The organism is Pseudonocardia kongjuensis (assembly GCF_039526905.1).
Taxonomy (GTDB): Bacteria; Actinomycetota; Actinomycetes; order Mycobacteriales; family Pseudonocardiaceae; genus Pseudonocardia; species Pseudonocardia kongjuensis.
Genome location: NZ_BAAAJK010000033.1, coordinates 117318 through 135098, shown reverse-complemented (window position 1 = coordinate 135098; position 17781 = coordinate 117318). Strand labels below are relative to the sequence as shown.

Sequence of the window (17781 nt, the reverse complement as noted above, 5' to 3'; positions counted from 1 at the left end):
GGGCGACCCTGCCAGAGCCGCGCCACCGGGCCGCGGCGGGGCACGGCGTGGCAGGCTGCGCGGGTGCGCGATTCCGACGGTGACGTCCGGGACGCCTGGCTGACCTGGCTGGGCACCCTGGACCGGGCCGGCTACCCCGGTTCGGCGATGGCCGCGCCGCCCGCCGGGCCCGGCGCGGTGGACGCCGCGGAGCGGGAGTTCGGCCGGCCGTTCCCGCCCGGCCTGCGCGCGCTCTACGCGCTGTCCGACGGCCAGCAGCCGGACGCCGGGCCGCTCCCGGTGACGACGACGATCTTCCCCGGCACGTACGCGCTGCTCCCGCTCGGCCAGGCGCTGCGCGAGTACCGGAACTGGGTGCAGATCGTCGGGCCGGGGGAGTCGGACCCGGACGTCGACGACGTGATCACCGTCCGGGCGGGCGACCCGGTGCGCGCCCGCTACTGGGACCCGGGCTGGTGGCCGCTCGCGACCGACGGCGGCGGCAACTCGATCGCCGTCGACACGGTCCCGGAGCCCGGCGGCACGGTCGGCCAGCTGGTCGTCGCCGGTCCGGACGAGGACGAGCGCCGCCTCGTCGGCACCGGCGTGGCGGACTACCTGCGGCGCCTCGCCGCGTCCCCGCTGCCCGCGCCGCCGGTGCCGCGGCCGGGCGATCCGTTCCTGTTCTGGGACGTCCGCAGCCTGCGCTGACCGCGGCCAATCGGCCGCCGGGGACGTTTCGGGCAACCCGGCATCGTGCTCCGATGCGCCGCGAAAATCAACACTGTTCTCTGCAACATATGTTTGCGAGCATCTACTGCGTCGCGGGTCCCGGACGGGCTACTCCGGATTCGTGCTGCCCAGAGAACAATTCGTGTGCAGTGACTGCCGATCGTGACCGCCGGCGCGTTCGCGCTGTTCGGTGGCGTCCGGCATCGTGAAAGGGCCCGATCGCCGATGATGTCGATTCTGATTTTCGCCGCCGGCGCGGCGCTGTTGATCTACAGTGCCGAGAAGCTGATCACCTATCTGGTCGGGGCCGCGCGCGGCCTCGCGATCTCGGTCTTCCTGCTCGCCGTCATCTTCACCGGAATCGAGTTCGACGATCTGGTGTTCGGTGTCGCGCTCAATCTGGAGGGAATGGAGGAGGTCGCGCTCGGCGTCGTCTTCGGCACCGTCGTCTCGATGGTCGGCGTCGTGCTCGCGCTGGCCGCACTGCTGGTGCCCTGCCGGGTCGAGGTGCCCAAGGACTATCTCGTGATCTTCGCGCTGTCCCCGCTGGTGCTGGTGGGGCTGGCGTTCGTCGGGGAGGTCGGCGCCGGGCTGGCGATCCTGCTGATCGCGTTGTTCGTCGCCTTCGTCGCCTACGTCGCGGTGCGCGAACGGACCCGGGCGGTGCCGGTCTTCCGGGACAGCGAGGTCATGGAGCGGGCCGGCCACGTCCGCGGCGGCACCGCCTCCGACGACCTCTCGCACACCGGCGACATCCCGATCACCTCCAAGCGGCACCTGCCCGGCTGGGCGCTGCTCGGGCTGGCGTTCCTGTCCCTGGTCGGCCTGATCATCGGTGCCTGGGTGATGACCGAGGGCACCGAGGGGATCCTGGACGAGTTCGGCATCGCCGGAACCGTGTTCGGCGCGACCATCGCGACCCTGGTGCTGACCCTCGAGGACATCTTCCTCACCGTCGAACCGGCCCGCCGCGGTGCGCCGCTGATCGGCATCGGCAACGTGATCGGCTCGGTGGTGTTCTCGGTGACCGCCAAGCTCGGGATCATCGTGCTGGCCGGGGGCGCGATCGAGGTGACCGACGACGTGTTCGTCTGGCACCTACCGGCGCTGGCGCTGCTGATCGGGTTCTCCACCTACGCGCTGTGGACCGGGCGCCTGCGCCGCTGGCACGGCGTGGTGCTGCTGCTCGCCTACGTCGTGTACTGGATCGTCAGCTTCGTGGTGTTCGGCGTCGTCCCGGCCGACGACGACTGATTCCCGCTCACCGGTGCGGGCGGGGCACCAGCTCCAGGTCCACCGGGAGCGGCCGGTTGGCCTCCTCGACCGCCTCGGTGACCAGGTGGTGGTCGGGGGAGAGGTGGCAGACCGGGTCGGTGGCCGCCGGATCGCCGGTCAGCTGGAACGCCTGGCAGCGGCAGCCGCCGTGGTCGAGCTCGCGCCGGTCGCAGGTCCGGCACGGGTCCTGCATCCAGCTCTCCCCGCGGTAGGCGGTGAACAGCGGCGCCGAGTGCCAGATCTCGGACAGCGAGGCGTCCCGGACCGACGCCCGGGGCAGCGGCAGGGTCTGCGCGGCCGGGCAGGGCAGCGCGTCGCCGTCCGGGGCGACGGTGAGCTGGCGCTGCGCCCAGCCGCCCATGCACGGCTTGGGATACCGGCCGTAGTAGTCGGGCAGCACGTGCACGACCTCCATCCGGCCGGCCAGCCGCTCGCGCGCCGCGCCGACGATCTCCTCGGCCCGGTCGAGCTGCTCGTGGCTGGGCAGCAGCGCCGTCCGGTTCTTCCACGCCCAGCCGTAGTACTGGGTGTTCGCCAGCTCCACCCGGTCGGCCTGCAGGCCCTCGACCAGGTCGAGGATCGCCCCCACCCGGTCGATGTTCTGCCGGTGCAGCACCACGTTCACGGTCAGCGGCCAGCCCAGCTCGCGGACCAGCCGGCACGCCTCCAGCTTGCGCTCGAACGACGGGATGCCGGCGATCCGGTCCGAGGTGGTCGGCTCGTCGGCCTGCACGCTGACCTGCACGTGGTCCAGCCCGGCGGCGCGCAGCTCCTCGGCCCGCCGCCGGGACAGCCCCATCGCGCTGGTCACCAGGTTCGTGTACATCCCGAGCCCGGCCGCGGTGCGCACCAGCTCGGGCAGGTCGCGGCGCAGCAGCGGCTCGCCGCCGGACAGGTGGCACTGCAGGACGCCGAGATCGGCGGCCTCGGTGAACACCCGCTGCCAGTCCGCGGTGCCCAGCTCGTCGTCGTAGCGGGCGAGCTCGATCGGGTTGGAGCAGTACGCGCAGGCCAGCGGGCAGCGGTAGGTCAGCTCGGCGAGCAGCCCGAACGGGCGGGGGGCGGCCGCGCTCCGGTCGTTGCTCATGCCCAGGCCACCAGGTTCCGGTCGGCGAGCCGGCCCAGGTAGTCGCGCACCTGCTCGCCGACGGTGAGCTCGTCGGCGTCGTCGTGCCCCTCCACCAGCGCGGCGACGATCTGGTCGACGGTGCGCTCGCCGTCGCACAGCCGCAGCACCGCGTGCCCGGTCCGGTTCAGCACGACGACGGTCTCCGGCCCGAGCAGCACCCAGCCGCCGGTCGGCCGGTCCGGCCGCATCCGGACGTACCGGCCGAGCCGGGGACGGGCCTGCCCGCTGATCACCTCGGCCGCACCTCCCTCGCCGTGCCGGGGGACGGGAACCGTGGCGACCCCGTCACGCGTAGGCATGGTCGATCCCGTCCATGATGGCCCACAGGACGTCGCACTTGAAGGACAGCGCGGCCTCGGCGGCGTCCTGCTCGGCCGCGGTCCGGCAGTGCGCCACCACGATCTCGAGGGCGTGCTCGGAGTCGCGCGGCGCCTGGAACAGCCGGTTGCGGAAGTACTCCAGGCCGTCCGGCTCGATCCAGGTGTAGTACTTCTCGAACGCGGCGAGCCGCTCGGCCATCAGGTCCGGGGCGAACAGCTCGGTCAGCGACGACGCGACCGCCTCCACCCACGGCTTCCGGCGCGCGAAGTCGACGTAGGCGTCGACGGCGAACCGCACGCCGGGCTGCAGGTGCCGGTGGTCGAGGATCTCCTCGCGGGTCAGGCCGCACGCCTCGCCGAGCCGCAGCCACGCCTCGATGCCGCCCGAGGTGGGGCCGTCGGCCTCGGTGCCGTCGTGGTCGGTGATCCGCCGGATCCAGCGCCGCCGGACGGCGACGTCCGGGCAGTTCGACAGGATCGCCGCGTCCTTGACCGGGATGGCCTCCTGGTAGGCGAACCGGTTCGCGACCCAGCCGCGGATCTGCTCGGGGGACAGGGTGCCCTCGTTCATCCGCACGTGGAACGGGTGCGCGCTGTGGTAGCTGCGGGCGTGCGCGCGCAGGCGGTCCACCAGCGCAGGGGATGCAGCGGATGCAGCGGGTGCGGTCACTCAGACCTCCAGTTCCAGTCCGTCGTGGCCAACCGTGACGCCGGCCTTCTCGACCTCGGCGCGCTCGTCGGAGTCCTCGAGCAGGATCGGGTTGGTGTTGTTGATGTGCACGTAGACGATCCGGGGCAGGTCCAGTGCGGCGAGCACGTCCAGGCTGCCGCCGGGCCCGCCGACGTGCAGGTGGCCCATGTCGTGGGCGGTCTTCGCGGCCAGCCCGAGCCGGACCAGCTCGTCGTCGTGCCAGGTGGTGCCGTCGACGAGCAGCAGATCGGCGCCGGCGATCTCGTCCAGCACCTCGGGGGTCAGCGCCTGCACGCCGGGCAGGTACACCGCGACCCGGCCGCTGCCGGTGTCGGTGAACCGGTACCCGACGACGCGCCCGGCGCCCGTCGCGCCGGCGGCTCCGGACGGCGCGAACCGGTCGTGCTTGCCGGTGGGGGCGTCGAACGCGCGGTAGCTCAGGCCGCCCAGGTCGTGGGCCGCGCCGGGGACGACCTCGGTCCAGGTGACCGGGCAGAAGCGTTCCAGGGTGGGGAGCAGGCCGGTGCCCTCGCGCAGCGTGCGGTGGGTGGCGGCGGTCGCGTGCAGGTGCACGCCGCCGCCCTCGCGGAGCAGCACCAGCCCCAGCGTGTGGTCGATCTCGGCGTCGGTGAGGAGCACCCCCTGCAGGGGCGTGCCGCGGTCCCCGACGGGGTGCAGCGCCGGCGTGTCGGCCAGCTGGGTGCGGACGTCGGGGGAGGCGTTGACCAGCCACCAGCGGTCGCCGTCGGGGCTGATCGCGATCGACGACTGGGTGCGCGGCGTCGCGGGCCGCGAGCCGTCGCGGACCGCCCGGCAGCCCGGGCAGCCACAGTTCCACTGTGGGAAGCCGCCACCGGCCGCGGCTCCGAGAACCCGCAGTCGCATCGCTGTCCTCCTCGGTCCTGCGGACACCGCAGGGGCGCCGGACCCGTTTCGTCCGGCGCCCCTGGGCGTCATCTCGTCACGCCTCGGTGCGGGCGATGTACATCGTGACCTCGGGTGCGCAGCCGATCTCCTCGAACTCGGGCGCCTCCCACTCGGTGGTGGACTCCATGTTCACCTCCTCTCGTGCGGTCTGCGGGAACCAGTGTGCGGCCGGCTCAGTCCTCCGGCAGGGCGAAGCAGAACAGCGCGTCGCCCGCCGCGGCGCCGAGCAGACCCGGCAGGAACCCCTCGATCCAGCCGCCCCAGCCGGTCGGCACCGCGATGTACTGGCGGCCGTCGACGCTGAACGGGGTGGGGCTCGAGTGGTGCCCGCTGCCGCACTGGAAGGACCACAGCTTCTCGCCGGTGTCGGCGTCCAGCGCGACGAACTCGCCGGTCGGCGTGCCCTGGAAGACCAGCCCGCCGGCGGTGGTGAGGGTGGACGCGCACATCGGGTACTCGTTGTTCCAGCGCCACTTCTCCTCGCCGGTGAGCGGATCGATGGCGGCGACGAAGCCGTAGAAGTCCTCGATGTCCACCGCGACGCCGGCGCCCCAGTACGGGATGGACTCCTTGAACTCGCGGCGGCGGCGGGTGGCGGTCGCACCGACCTCCTGGACCGGTACGTAGATCAGCCCGGTCTGGGGGTTGTAGGACATGTGCGTCCATTCCTTGCCCCCGGCCGGTCCCGGCCAGAAGTGCACCGGGACGCCCTCCTCGTCCGGATAGATCTTCGGCGTCACCTTGCCGTCCGGGGTGATCTCACCCCAGGTGATCCGGTCGACGAACGGGAAGACCCGCACCAGCTCGCCGTCGGTGCGGTCGAGGACGAAGAAGTACCCGTTCTTGTCCGCGTGCGCGAGCAGCTTGCGCCCGTCGGGTGCGTCGAAGAGCAGGTTCTCCATCGTGGAGTCGTAGTCCCACAGGTCGTGCGGGGTGAACTGGTAGTGCCACCGGATCTCGCCGGTGTTCACGTCCACCGCGACGACGCTGTCGGTGTAGAGGTTGTCGCCCGGGCGGACACCGCCGTCGAAGTCCGGTGCCGGGTTGCCGGTGCCCTGGTAGAGCAGCTCCAGCTCGGGGTCGTAGGTGGGGGTGACCCAGCAGTTCGCACCGCCGCGCTGCCACGCCTCGCCGTCGTCCGGCCAGGTCTCCGAGCCGGGCTCGCCGGGCTTCGGGACGGTGTAGCAGCGCCAGCGCCGCTCGCCGGTGTGCGCGTCGAAGGCGTCCAGGTGGCCGCGGACGCCGAACTCGCCGCCGGCGCTGCCGACGATCACCAGGTCCTTCACGATCAGCGGCGCGACCGAGCCGCTCTCGCCGGCCCGCACGTCACCGTTGGTGACGTCCCAGACCTTCTCACCGGTGGTCGCGTCGAGCGCGATGATGTGCGCGTTGAGGGTGTACATGTAGACCTTGCCGTGCCCGACGGCGAGGCCCCGGTTGACGTTGCCGCAGCACAGCGACACGTCGTACGGCGAGGCGTGCTTGTAGCGCCACAGCTCCTCGCCGGTCGTCGCGTCGATCGCCCAGGCCTTGCCGTCCGGGCCGGAGACGTACATGACGCCCTCGACGACCAGCGGGGACGCCTCGAACGAGTAGGTGGACGCGCCGGACTGCATGCCCGTCGCACCGGCCTGGAACACCCAGGCGGGGCTCAGTCGCCGGACGTTCTCCTTGTTGATCTGGTCCAGCGTGCTGTACCGCTTGCCGTCGTAGGTGCCGTAGTAGGTGAGCCAGTTCTGTGGCTCGGAGGTGGCGCCCTGGATGCGGTCGTAGTCCACGTTGGTGGTGGCGGGGGCGATGCCCTTCACCGCGCTGAGCTGGGTGTGCGGGATCGCCTCGCCCGCGTCGACGTAGTCGGTCATCTGGTGCTCCTGTTCTACGGGCGCGGCTGCGGGGGACGGTCGAGCTTCGCGTGGTCGGGTACCTCACCGCCGATGACGATGGCGCCGGTCAGGCCGCGGCCCTCGTCGTTGCCGCTGTGGGATCCGTAGTAGTAGGTGCCCGGTCCGTCGAGGTTGAGCCGGGCGATCCCCTTGGCGTGGTTCACCAGCCAGATGAACTTGGGATCACCGTTGCTCGGCAGGACGGCGCAGTGGGTGTTCTTGTCGTCGTTGATCAGGGTCAGCTCGATGTCGCCACCGCGGGGGAGGATGAGGATCGCGGGCTCGTAGCGCAGCTCGTCCTCCGGGATCCGGATGGTCGCCCGCAGCACGCCGTCGGTCCCCTCCTCGGCGTGCCCGATGCTGCCGGTGTTGATCAGCCGGCCGAGCGCCGTCCTGTTCTGGCCGTCCAGACCGGCCGCGGCCAGCTCGGCCGATCGATCTTCGGTCGTCGTCATTGACATATCCTCCCGAGCGAAATTGTCGGCGGTGCCGTGATCACTTTCACACTGCGTCGAGGCGGGCGTCAACCCCGGGCGCACGCTCATTCAGGAGAAAGATCGCGGACCCTCCGGGGGTGGCTCCGAATGGTCAATCCCGATCCTCGCCCGGGCCCGGTGGATTGCGTGACGGACCGTTGTGAAGCGGTCCGCACGGGCCGGTGGCGGGCCGTGCCGGGGCGGCTGCTGCTGCCGCTGCGCTGCCTCTCCACCGCGCCGAGGGTACCGGTGATCGTCGAGGTCAGCGCGATGATGAGGACGATCGTGCTGGTGCCGGCGGCGGCTGCGGCGCGGTGCGGCCGGGGCGCCCCGCGGGTGGATCTCCGGCCGGTCCGCCGGTGTGTCGGCGTCCTGATTCGAGCGCGGCCGTACCTGCCGCCCGGGTGTCCGGCGGGGCCCCGTTCCGGCGCCTTGCGCGACGTATTCCGACAATTGTCTGCGCAATTCCCGGCGGCCGCCGCGAGGTCGTCCGGAATGGCGATCACGCGACCATTCTGCCGGGCCGCGGGAATGCTCCGGTGGTGTCCGGCGGATGCGCGGGTGGTGGGCCGGGGTCCGGTCGCGCGGTGCTCCGGCGGGGTCGCCGTGAGGCTGTGACGTGCGGTCTTCGCCCGATTCGTGATCGTTCCGGAACCGGTGGTGTCCGGTGTGGATAGCGGGCCGGGGACGCCGGTCGCCGCCGCCGCGATCACCGCGCCCCGGCATTCCGGTCGCGCCACCGATCGGACCCGGGGAATGAAACACATGTTTCCCGAAGGTGTCCGGCGTGCTCGGCGGGAGGTGAGCGGGTGACCCATTCGGGAGCGGCCGGGTGCCCCGGTGGCGGTCGCGCCGCACGCCCGGGCGGGCCGCCGGTGCGCGTCGCGGGCGGTCGCCGGCAGGCCGGCGCGCGGCCACCTGACCTTCGGGTGAGGTACCGGGGCCGTGCGGGACCGGTGCGTGCGGGCCGGTCCGGGCCGGCGCCGCAGGTGGCGGTGGCCGATCACCAGAACTTGATCCCCGCGGCCTTGAGCCGCCGCCGGTGCTGGCGCATCGCCGTCTCGATCGCATCGGCGGTGATGAGATCGCCCCAGACCTTCGCGGCGGTCTCGCCCTGCTCGAGCATGGCGGCCGCCTGCTCGTTGCAGATGTCGGCGCTCTGCACGATGCGCGAGCCGAACCCGATGTGCCAGCGCTCGTCGCGCAGCACGAGCTCCATCCCCTTGTGGACGCCGGGGAGCCCGGCCGAGAGGCCGTCCAGCGTCGCGAGCATCGCGTGCTGGCCGGCCAGCAGCACCACACCCTCGATCACCATGTGGTAGAGGCCGACCGCGGAGGTCAGGTCCCGCTGCTCCTCGGCGAGCTGCCGCGCGGTCTCCGGCAGCCGCACCTCGAACAGGTCGACGAGTTCGGGCGCCGCCCGGTCGCGCAGCGCGTCCAGCCGCTGCGCGGGGGTGTCCCCGGGGATCCCGGCGACGTCGGCGGCCACCAGGTCGAAGAAGCGGGCGTGCCGGGCCTCGTCCCGGGCCTGGGCCCGGAAACAGGCCTCCATCGAGTCGTCCAGCGCCGCGGCCTGGTAGGAGCCGAGCTGGCCGGCGACGGCGAACTCGGCGATGCAGAATCCGGCGAGCAGGCCGAGCACCCGGGTGCGCTCGTCGTCGGTGAGCTGCGGCCAGGCCGCCCGGTCGGTGGTGTAGTCGATCGCCGTCTCGTCCCACTGGATCGAGTCGGCGAGGGTCACGAAGTGTTGGTATCCGGTGATCATGAGGCTGCGTCCTCGCTCCCCTAGAAGTCCTCGCCCGGTTCCAGCAGCCGGAAGTCCGCCTTGGTGGCACCGCAGATCGGGCACATCCAGTCGTCCGGGATGTCCTCGAACGCGGTGCCCGGCGGGATGCCGCTGTCCGGGTCGCCCTCGTCCGGGTCGTAGATGAACCCGCAGGGCTCGCAGACCCACTGCCGGGTCTCCGCAGCGGCCTCCGCCGCGCCGACGCTCATGCCGTCGCCGCCGGATCCCGGGTCTCGCCCGGCCGGGGTCTCGCCCGGTGGCCGGGGACGGGTGGTGGCGGGTGCACGGCGGCATCCTCGAGCGTCGTCATATGACTCCCACGGCTCCATCGCCTCGTCGCGGACGCGCACGACCCGTCGCACAAGGAAGGGGTCGTCGCCTTTCCCAGGGAGCCATACCCCGCGGTCCGATCGCAAGGGGAAGCCGAAACACGTGTTTCGCCCACTTCGGGCCCGGCCGCGTGCGAGGCTCGTGACCATGGCCGATCCCGTCCCACCCGGCGCGGACGCCCCGGCACCGGCGACGGTCGGGCCGTACCGGCTCGGGAGGCTGCTCGGCTCCGGTGCCTCGGGGCGGGTGCACGCCGCCGTCGACGGCCGGGGGCGCGAGGTCGCGGTGAAGATCGTCCGCCGGGAGCGCGCGACCGAGCCGGGGTTCCGCACCCGGTTCCGCCGCGAGATCGGGGCGGCCCGCCGGATGCCCGCCCGCTACACCGCCCCCGTCGTCGACGCCGATCCGGACGGCGACCCGCCCTGGGTGGCGACCGCACTGCTGCGCGGGCCGACCCTGGACCGGCGGATCCGGGACGGCGGCCCGCTGCGCGGCCGCGAGCTGACCCGGCTCGCGACCGGGCTGCTCCGGGCGCTGGCCGCGATGCACCGGACCGGGCTGGTGCACCGCGACCTGAAACCGGCGAACGTCGTGCTCACCCCGCGCGGGCCGATGGTCGTCGACTTCGGCATCGCGCACACGCCGGGCGACACCCGGATGACCCGGACCGGGGGCACCCTCGGCACGCCGGCGTACCTGGCGCCGGAGCAGGTGGACGGCACGGTGCCGGAGCCGGGCCCGGCCGCCGACGTCCACGCGTTCGGCGCGGTCCTCGTGTTCGCCGCGACCGGCGCCCCGCCCTACCCCGGTGACACGGTCCCGGCGGTGCTCTACCGGCTGCTGCACGGCACCCCCGACCTGGGGGCGACGCCGGAGCCACTGCGTGCGGTCGCGGCGGCGTGCCTGCGCCGCGATCCGGCCGAGCGGCCGTCCGCGGCGGCGCTGCTCGCGCGGGTCCGGCGCCGCGGGCGGGCCGTCGCGGTGGCGGTCGCGGCGGCCGTCGCGGTGGGTGTCCCGGCGGTCGTGCTGCTGCGCCCGGACGGTCCCGCCACGGCTCCGGATCCGGTCCCGGCCGCGGAGCGGGCGGACGTACCCGGGGCCGGGCCGGCCGCCACCGCACCGGTCCCGCCGCCGACCACCGCGGGGCCGGTGGTGGACCTGGGGCACCGGGCGGACCGGGTGGTGGCCGCCGCGGGACGGATCCACGTCGCCGATCCCGACGGGCGTGCGGTGACGGTGCTCGACCCGGCGGGTGCGGTGCTGGGCCGGGCCGACGTGGGCGGGTTCCCGGCGGCGCTCGCCGTCGCCCCGGACGGCCGCCGGCTCTACGTCGCACTGAGCAGCACGCCGACCCGGGTCGTCGCGGTCGACACGCAGAGCCTGACGGTCACCGCGAGCGCCGAGATCGGCACCGGCGCCGGCGCGGAGATCGTGTGGTCGCCGGACGTCGTCGCCGGGCCGGACGCGGTGGTCGTCACCGATCCGCGGTCGTCCACGGTGACGGCGCTCGATCCGGCGACGCTGCGCCCGCTCGGCACGGCCGAGCCGGCCAGCCGCCCGGTCGCGGCGGACGCCGCGGGCGACGCGATCGTGGTCGCCGGGTCGGATCCCGGGGGCGGCAGCCGGATCGAGACGGTGCGCCCGCCGTGGACGGCCGCCGCGACCGTCGTGCCGGGGCCGGACGACGTCCTGGACCTGGTGGCGCTGCCCGGCGGTGCCGTCGTGCCGGCCGTCGCCGGGACCGCGGACGGGGTGCCCGGGCTGCGGTTGCTCGGGCCGGACGGCACGGTCCGGGCGACCCGCGCCGACGTACCGGCGTCACGGCTGGCCGCGGCGCCGGGACTGGTGTACGCGCTGGACGCCTCGACCGGCACGGTGACGGTGCTGGACGCGGGCACCCTCGCGACGGTCGCCGAGATCCCGGGTGCCGGTGCCGCCGCCGATCTCGCCGTCGCACCGGACGGGCGGGCGCTCTACCTGACGGCGGGGCGGACGCTGCGGATCGTCACGGCTCAGTAGACCCGGTAGGACGCCCTGGCCACCGCCATGCCGTGGCCGGTGGTGGTGTTGCGGCACTCCACCCCGGTCGTCCGGCTCACGCAGGTGATCTCGTCGCTGCGCAGCACCCGGTCGAACTCCAGCACCGGCAGCGACGGATCGGCGATCGTGTCGCCGGCGCAGGTCAGCTCGCCGGGGGCGGCTCCGGCGAGCCGGGTCCCGGTGCCGTACGCCTGCCGGCAGGACGCCGGGACCGGCGGCACCTCCCAGGTCCGTTCGAGCACGTCGCAGCGCACCTCGAAGGGCTCCAGCGCGCAGGCGATGTTCCCGCTGGGGGAGCGGAACCGCAGCGCACCCGACGGGTCGACGTAGCGGACGTCCTGCGCGGTGTCGACGACGGTCGCACCGGCGAGCAGGTCGGAGGTGTCCCCGGCCGGGGTGGTCGGCGGCGGCCCGGTGGTCGGTGCGGTGGTCGGTTCGGTGGTCGGCGCGGGTGCGGTCGTGCCGGGTGCCGGTCCGGACGCGTCGCCCTCGGCGGCCGGTTCACCGGAGCCCCACAGCAGCAGCGGCACCAGGACGACGAGCAGCGCGAGCGCGACGGCGATGCCGCCCGCCACCAGCGGCCACCGGCGCCGCCGCCACGGTTCCGCGGTGGCCGGTGGTGCGCCGAGCAGGGTCGGCGGCGGGGGCGGACCTGCTGCGGCGCCCGCCGCGGCGCCGTGGCGCGGGGCGACGGTCCGGGGCGGCCCGCCGGCGACCCGGGTGCCGCCCGGCCCGGTCCCCGCGGGACCGGATCGGGGACCGGGGGCCGGACCCGGTCCGGTGGTGCCGCCCGGGCCGGGGCCGCCCGCGTCCGGCGGGCGGTGCAGCAGCACGGTCCGGTCCTCGCCGGGCGGGCCGGTGGGGGTGCCGCCGGCCAGCAGCTCGGCCGCCCGCTCCGCGGTCGGCCGGGCCGCCGGGTCCTTGTCCAGCAGCGCCCGCAGCACCGGCTCGATCCGGCCCAGGCCGGGTGGCAGGTCCGGCTCGGCGTGCACCACCCGGGACAGCACGGCGGCCGTCCCTCCGCCGCCGAACGGTGTCCGCCCGCTCGTCACGAACACCAGCAGCGACCCGAGCGCGAACAGGTCGGCGGCCGTCCCGGCCCGCGGGGTGCCGGTGATCTGCTCCGGTGACAGGTACTCCGGGGTGCCGATCACCTGCCCGGTCGCGGTGAGCGCGGTCCCGTCGACCGCCCGCGAGATCCCGAAGTCGATCAGCCGCGGGCCGCCGCCGGTGAGCAGCACGTTCGACGGTTTGAGGTCGCGGTGCACCAGGCCCCGGGCGTGCAGGGCGGCCAGCGCCGACGCCAGCCCCACGCCGAGGTCGGCTGCCCGGTCCGGGGACAGGGTGCCGGCGCGGGCGATCTCCTCGTGCAGGGTCGGCGCGTCCAGGAAGGCGGTGGCCAGCCACGGCCGCGGGGCGTCCGGGTCGGCGTCCAGGAACGCCGCCGTCCAGCCGGGAGGCGCCTGCGCGGCGAGCGTGACCTCCCGGCGGAACCGGGCCCGGAACCCGTCGGTCTCGACCAGCTCGGGATGCACCAGCTTGATCGCCGCCCGGCGGCCGTCGGGGGCCTCGCCGAGCAGCACCCGGCCCATCCCGCCGGAGCCGAGCACCCCGGTGATCCGGTACCGGCCCACCGTGGGTGGATCGTCCGGTCCGGGCGGGGTCGTCACGATCGTGAGACTAGCCCGCGGTGCCCAGCGCCTCCTGCAGGAAACGGACCTGGAGAAGCAGCAGGTTCTCCGCGACGACCTCCTGCGGCGTCATGTGGGTGACCCCGGACAGCGGCAGCACCTGGTGCGGGCGTCCGGCGGCGAGCAGCGCCGAGGACAGCCGCAGGGTGTGCGCCGCGACGACGTTGTCGTCGGCCAGCCCGTGCACGATCATCAGCGGCCGGTGCGGCGCCTGCTCGGTCGGCGGGGTCGCGGCGTCGTCGATCACCGAGGAGCGCCGGTACGGCTCGCCGCCCGGCAGTCCCAGGTAGCGCTCGGTGTAGTGGGTGTCGTAGAGCGCCCAGTCGGTCACCGGGGCGCCCGCGATCCCGGCGTGGAAGACGTCCGGGCGGCGCAGCACCGCGAGCGCGGCCAGGTACCCGCCGAACGACCAGCCGCGGATCGCGACCCGGGTCAGGTCCAGGTCGGGGTACTCCTGCGCCGCCGCGTGCAGCGCATCGACCTGGTCGGTGAGCACCGGCCCGGCCAGGTCGCCGTGGATCGCCCGCTCGAACTCGGGGCCGCGGCCGGGGGAGCCGCGCCCGTCGGTGACCAGCACCGCGAACCCCTGGTCGGCGAACCAGCGGCTGGTGAGATGGGCGTTGCGGGACCGGACGACGCGCTGCGAGTGCGGCCCGCCGTAGGGGTCGAGCAGCACCGGCAGCGGGGTGCCCGGGACGTGCCCGGTGGGCAGCAGCACCGCCGTCCGCAGCTCCCGCCCGCCGAACGCGTGCAGGGCGACGGCGGGAACCAGCCCGGGATCGGCGGCGTGCCCGGCGACCGGGTGCACGGTGCCGTCCGCGGTGACCAGCTCGGCGTGCGGCGCGACGTCCAGGTCCTGCGAGACGCGGACCAGGGTGCCGCCGGCGACGGTCCCGGAGTGCAGGCCGGTGGTGGGGGACAGGGCGACCGGAGCGGTGCCCGGCGCGGCCGAGTACAGCGCCGTCGAGGTCGGCTCCGGGGACGCCCGGAACAGGACCGTCTCGCCGTCGATCCCGAGGACCTCGCGGACCTGCAGCTCCGGGCCGGTGAGCTCGGTGTCGCCGACGACGAGCCGGCGGGCCCCGCCGGTGTCCACCGCCCGGACCAGCGCGCCGGACGCGGTCCGGGCCGGGACGCCCGGCACGTTCTCCACCCACACCGGGTCGGTCTGCGAGTGCAGCGCCGTCGTCGCCCCGGTCCGCGGGTCGACGGCGAGGACGAGCACCTCGCGCTGGTCGCGCGGCTGCACCGAGAGCAGCGGGCCGTGCGCGTCCCACCGGGCGGTCGCCAGGTACTCGTAGCCCGCGGTGTCCCGGGTGACCGGCGTGCGGGCGCCGTCGACGGTGACGATCTCCAGGCCGATGACGGCGTTCGGGGTGCCGGCCGCGGGATACCGCACCTCGGTGGGGACCCGGTCGGGATGCGCCGGGTCGGCGATGTACCAGCGCGCGACCGGCGACTCGTCGACCCGGGCGACCAGCAGCGACCCGCCGTCGGGGGACCACCAGAAGCCGCGGGTGCGGCCCATCTCCTCGGCGGCGGCGAAGTCGGGGAGCCCGTAGGAGACGTCGTCGCTCTCCGGGGTGAGCAGTGCGGTGGTGCTCCCGGCGGCGAGATCGTGCAGGTACAGCGCCCGATCGGCGACGAACGCGATCCGCCGGCCGGTCGGGTCGATCCGCGGGTCGACGACGGCCTCGATCCCGCCGACGTCGAGCGGCGCGACGTCCGGGGCGCCGGTCAGCGAGACGGTGAAGGGGCGCCCGGAGAGGGCGAACACGGCCCGTTCGACGGCGTCGTCGCAGGTGTAGCCGACCACGCCGCCGGCCTGCTCGCGCACCCGTTCCCGGCGCGCCCGCTCCGCGGCGGGCAGGTCCTCCTCGCCGGGGAGGCCCGGGACGTCGGCCGGGTCGACGAGCAACCGCTCCGCGCCGGTGGCGGCGTCGAGCGACCACAGGCAGGTCACCGGGTCGGTGCCGGAACGGCTGCGCTGGAACACCGCCCGCGAGCCGTCCGGGGCGACGGTGAAGCCGCGCGGGACGCCGAGCGTGAACCGCCGGGTGCGGGCGTGCAGGCGGGGGAACGAGTCGGTCACGGGGTCCTCTCCGGGGTGTGCACTTCGCGTGGGCGCCGGCCGGCGGCCTCCGCGCAGCCCTGCGCGGCGAGCCGGTCGGCGCGTTCGTTCTCCGGGTGGCCGGAGTGGCCCTTCACCCAGAACCAGGTGACGTCGTGCCCGCGGACGGCGGCGTCCAGCTCGCGCCACAGGTCGTCGTTCTTGACGGGCTCGCCGGCGGCGGTCCGCCAGCCGCGGGTCTTCCACCGCGGCAGCCACTGGGTGATGCCGTTGCGGACGTAGGTGCTGTCGGTGTGCAGGTGCACGACGCTGCGCCGGGTCAGCACGGCCAGTGCCCGGATCGGCGCGGTCAGCTCCATCCGGTTGTTCGTGGTGGTGCCGGGCTCGCCGCCGTAGAGGTCCCGCTCGTGGGTGCCGTAGCGGAGCACCGCGCCCCAGCCGCCCGGACCCGGGTTGGGGACACAGGCACCGTCGGTGAAGATCTCCACGACCACCGTCACGGGCCGCGACGTTATCCCCTCGGTGATCTCCTCAGTAGAGCCGGTACGACGCGCGGGCGACCGTGAACCCGTGCCCGGTGCCGGCGTCCCGGCACTCGACGCCGGTGCGGCGGCTGACGCAGGTGAGGTCGCCGCGGGTCAGGTGGGTGCCGTAGTCGAGCACCGCGTCGCCGGTCGCGCCGGGTGCCGGGTCGCAGCTCGTGCGGGCGCCCGCCGCCCCGCCGACGACCAGCCCGGCGTCGGAGGTGCAGCCCTCGGCCGTCCAGTCCCGGCTGGTGACGTCGCAGCGGGCCTCGCCGGCGCCGATCGAGCAGGCGATGTTGCCCGACGGCGAGCTGAACGCGGCCGGATCGCCGAACCCGGCCGGATCCGCGGGCGTGCTGTCCGCGACGAGATCGGCCGGCACCGCCGCCGGGGCCGCCACCTGCGCGGACCGGGTGGTTCCGGTCTCGTCCGGACCGCCGGCGCCGGTGGTGAGCGCACCGACGACCGCGAGCACCAGGGCCACGACGACCGCGACCGCCGCGACCCGGTGCGGCACCCGCTCCCGGACCGAACCGGCGACCGCGGCGATCCGGCCGGTGTCGATGGTGCCGAGGGCGCCGATGGTGCCGAGGGCGCGCCGCCACGCCGGGCGTGCGGGCGGTGGGGTCGGGAACACTGACGGCACCGGGGCTCGGCCCGGGGGCGGGCCCGGTGGTGGGACGGCCTGCCACGGCATCGGCGGGGTGCGCGGGCCGGGGTCGTGCACGGGGCCGGTCAGCTCGACCGTGCCGGGGCCCGCGGTGGCTGGTGCTGCGGTGGCCGGTCCCTGCGCGGCCCGGACGGTGGGCTCCGGTTCCGTCGCCCGTGGCGGGCGGGGCTGCGGTACGGACGGCCCGTCCAGCACGGTCGCGGTGGGGTGCCCGTTGCGTGCGGTGCCGGGTGGGACGGAGGATCGGTCGTCGGCGTGGGGAGCGCTCATCGGAGCAGGACCGTAGATCGGGATCGTGGTCCGGCGCAGCGGCCGATCGGAGCAGTAACGACGGCCGGTCGACCCGTTACGGCGACCGCCCGCCTCGGGCGCCGAGCGGCCGATCGGATCGCCGGAGGGCCGGCAGCGGTCGGCGGCCGGTGGTGCATCCTGGCCCGCGTGAGCCAGGCCCTCTACGAGATCACCGTGAACGCGCTGCTGGACCGGGACCGCCCGCTCACCGCCGCGGAGTGGGACGCCGCCGTCGCCCGGGTCGGTGGGAACCGGGTGCCGCAGCTGCTCGACGAGCTGGACGACGCCGGGCTGGTCGGGCCGGAGCTGGCGGCCCGCGCGGTGCCCGAGGCGTGGGCGGGCGCCGACCGGCCGTGGGAGCGGTTGCCGGTGGAGCGGTGGCGGGAGCTGTTCGCCGGGATCGGGCGGGAGCTGCCGGGGTGAGAAGGCGGCGGTCCGCGGGGATTGTCGGGGCCGGGCGCTAGCCTCTCGAACATGCGATCGAACGGTGTGTGCCGCCCGCGGCTGGGCGATGACCTCGCTGCGGGAGGAGGCCGAGCGTGCCCCGGAAGGTTGCGGAGATCATCCGGATGATCGAGGCGGACGGCTGGTATCTCGTCGTCACACGCGGTAGTCATCGTCAGTACCGGCACCCGACGAAGCCGGGTCGTACGACCGTCGCGGGGCGACCGAGCGACACATTGCACCCGAGAACCGAGCGGAGCATCCTGAAGCAGTCCGGCCTGTATCGGGGGGAAGCGTGAGCGGGTACGTGGTGGTGGTGGAGCGCGACGACTCCGGCGGCTACAGCACGTGGAGCCCCGACCTTCCGGGTTGTGTCGCCGCAGCGGCCGGGTACGACGAGTGCGTGCGGCTGATGACCGAGGCCATCGATCTGCACCTGGCCGGGCTGCGTGCGGACGGCGATCCGGTGCCGCCGCCGACCGCCCTCGCAGCGCTCGTCGTTCCCGCGGCCTGACCTGCGGC

At 74.6% G+C, this 17781-nt stretch carries 19 protein-coding genes; 6 read left to right on the top strand and 13 right to left on the bottom strand.

Annotation, left to right across the window (positions count from 1 at the left end; translation table 11 throughout):
* Positions 1 to 63 precede the first annotated feature (63 nt).
* A complete protein-coding gene (locus ABD160_RS23960) occupies positions 64 to 690 on the top strand; it encodes an SMI1/KNR4 family protein (RefSeq protein ID WP_344026241.1) in 627 nt (208 codons plus the stop codon).
* Positions 691 to 939: 249 nt separating this feature from the next.
* Positions 940 to 1965 (top strand): sodium:calcium antiporter, encoded by a 1026-nt coding sequence (locus tag ABD160_RS23955; protein ID WP_344026239.1) that lies wholly within the window; start codon positions 940 to 942, stop codon positions 1963 to 1965.
* Positions 1966 to 1972: 7 nt separating this feature from the next.
* On the opposite strand, the gene pqqE is transcribed toward ABD160_RS23955, so the two are convergent.
* From pqqE to ABD160_RS23910, 9 genes are all read right to left on the bottom strand, one after another.
* Positions 1973 to 3073, bottom strand: coding sequence for a pyrroloquinoline quinone biosynthesis protein PqqE (pqqE, locus tag ABD160_RS23950; RefSeq protein WP_344026237.1), 1101 nt, complete (start codon positions 3071 to 3073; stop codon positions 1973 to 1975).
* Positions 3070 to 3414, bottom strand: a complete 345-nt coding sequence (gene pqqD / locus ABD160_RS23945) for a pyrroloquinoline quinone biosynthesis peptide chaperone PqqD (protein WP_344026235.1) — start codon at positions 3412 to 3414, stop codon at positions 3070 to 3072. The genes pqqE and pqqD overlap by 4 nt, the downstream gene beginning before the upstream one ends.
* Positions 3401 to 4066, bottom strand: a complete 666-nt coding sequence (gene pqqC, locus ABD160_RS23940) for a pyrroloquinoline-quinone synthase PqqC (RefSeq protein WP_344026233.1) — start codon at positions 4064 to 4066, stop codon at positions 3401 to 3403. Before pqqC ends, pqqD begins: the two co-directional genes overlap by 14 nt.
* Before the next feature lie 39 nt (positions 4067 to 4105).
* On the bottom strand, positions 4106 to 5011 hold the full coding sequence (gene pqqB / locus ABD160_RS23935) for a pyrroloquinoline quinone biosynthesis protein PqqB (protein WP_344026231.1): 906 nt from the start codon (positions 5009 to 5011) through the stop codon (positions 4106 to 4108).
* 76 nt (positions 5012 to 5087) lie between these two features.
* The gene (pqqA, locus tag ABD160_RS23930; RefSeq protein ID WP_060712366.1) at positions 5088 to 5180 is read right to left on the bottom strand and encodes a pyrroloquinoline quinone precursor peptide PqqA; all 93 of its coding nucleotides are present in this window, start codon (positions 5178 to 5180) and stop codon (positions 5088 to 5090) included.
* Positions 5181 to 5226: 46 nt separating this feature from the next.
* Positions 5227 to 6915, bottom strand: coding sequence for a pyrroloquinoline quinone-dependent dehydrogenase (locus ABD160_RS23925; RefSeq protein ID WP_344026228.1), 1689 nt, complete (start codon positions 6913 to 6915; stop codon positions 5227 to 5229).
* A gap of 14 nt (positions 6916 to 6929) precedes the next feature.
* On the bottom strand, positions 6930 to 7391 hold the full coding sequence (locus ABD160_RS23920; protein ID WP_344026226.1) for an MSMEG_3727 family PQQ-associated protein: 462 nt from the start codon (positions 7389 to 7391) through the stop codon (positions 6930 to 6932).
* A 1024-nt stretch (positions 7392 to 8415) separates the two neighbouring features.
* Positions 8416 to 9177 (bottom strand): ribonucleotide-diphosphate reductase subunit beta, encoded by a 762-nt coding sequence (locus ABD160_RS23915; RefSeq protein ID WP_344026224.1) that lies wholly within the window; start codon positions 9175 to 9177, stop codon positions 8416 to 8418.
* 20 nt (positions 9178 to 9197) lie between these two features.
* On the bottom strand, positions 9198 to 9407 hold the full coding sequence (locus tag ABD160_RS23910; RefSeq protein ID WP_344026222.1) for a rubredoxin: 210 nt from the start codon (positions 9405 to 9407) through the stop codon (positions 9198 to 9200).
* Positions 9408 to 9675: 268 nt separating this feature from the next.
* Between ABD160_RS23910 and ABD160_RS23905 the strand changes: the two genes are divergently transcribed.
* Positions 9676 to 11547 (top strand): serine/threonine-protein kinase, encoded by a 1872-nt coding sequence (locus tag ABD160_RS23905; RefSeq protein ID WP_344026220.1) that lies wholly within the window; start codon positions 9676 to 9678, stop codon positions 11545 to 11547.
* Here the strand turns inward: ABD160_RS23905 and ABD160_RS23900 are convergent.
* The 4 genes from ABD160_RS23900 to ABD160_RS23885 are packed head-to-tail and all read right to left on the bottom strand — an operon-like array spanning position 11541 to position 16794.
* Complete coding sequence (locus ABD160_RS23900; RefSeq protein WP_344026218.1) at positions 11541 to 13238, bottom strand: protein kinase domain-containing protein; 1698 nt, start codon at positions 13236 to 13238, stop codon at positions 11541 to 11543. The two genes, ABD160_RS23905 and ABD160_RS23900, sit on opposite strands and share 7 nt — an antisense overlap.
* Before the next feature lie 10 nt (positions 13239 to 13248).
* Complete coding sequence (locus ABD160_RS23895; protein WP_344026216.1) at positions 13249 to 15351, bottom strand: S9 family peptidase; 2103 nt, start codon at positions 15349 to 15351, stop codon at positions 13249 to 13251.
* Positions 15348 to 15824, bottom strand: a complete 477-nt coding sequence (gene rnhA / locus ABD160_RS23890; RefSeq protein ID WP_344026369.1) for a ribonuclease HI — start codon at positions 15822 to 15824, stop codon at positions 15348 to 15350. Before rnhA ends, ABD160_RS23895 begins: the two co-directional genes overlap by 4 nt.
* A gap of 37 nt (positions 15825 to 15861) precedes the next feature.
* A complete protein-coding gene (locus tag ABD160_RS23885) occupies positions 15862 to 16794 on the bottom strand; it encodes a hypothetical protein (RefSeq protein ID WP_344026214.1) in 933 nt (310 codons plus the stop codon).
* 168 nt (positions 16795 to 16962) lie between these two features.
* On the opposite strand from ABD160_RS23885, the gene ABD160_RS23880 reads away from it, so the two are divergent.
* From ABD160_RS23880 to ABD160_RS23870, 3 genes are all read left to right on the top strand, one after another.
* A complete protein-coding gene (locus tag ABD160_RS23880; protein WP_344026212.1) occupies positions 16963 to 17238 on the top strand; it encodes a hypothetical protein in 276 nt (91 codons plus the stop codon).
* A gap of 116 nt (positions 17239 to 17354) precedes the next feature.
* Positions 17355 to 17558 (top strand): type II toxin-antitoxin system HicA family toxin, encoded by a 204-nt coding sequence (locus ABD160_RS23875; RefSeq protein ID WP_344026210.1) that lies wholly within the window; start codon positions 17355 to 17357, stop codon positions 17556 to 17558.
* Positions 17555 to 17773, top strand: a complete 219-nt coding sequence (locus tag ABD160_RS23870; RefSeq protein ID WP_344026208.1) for a type II toxin-antitoxin system HicB family antitoxin — start codon at positions 17555 to 17557, stop codon at positions 17771 to 17773. Before ABD160_RS23875 ends, ABD160_RS23870 begins: the two co-directional genes overlap by 4 nt.
* Positions 17774 to 17781: the final 8 nt, after the last annotated feature.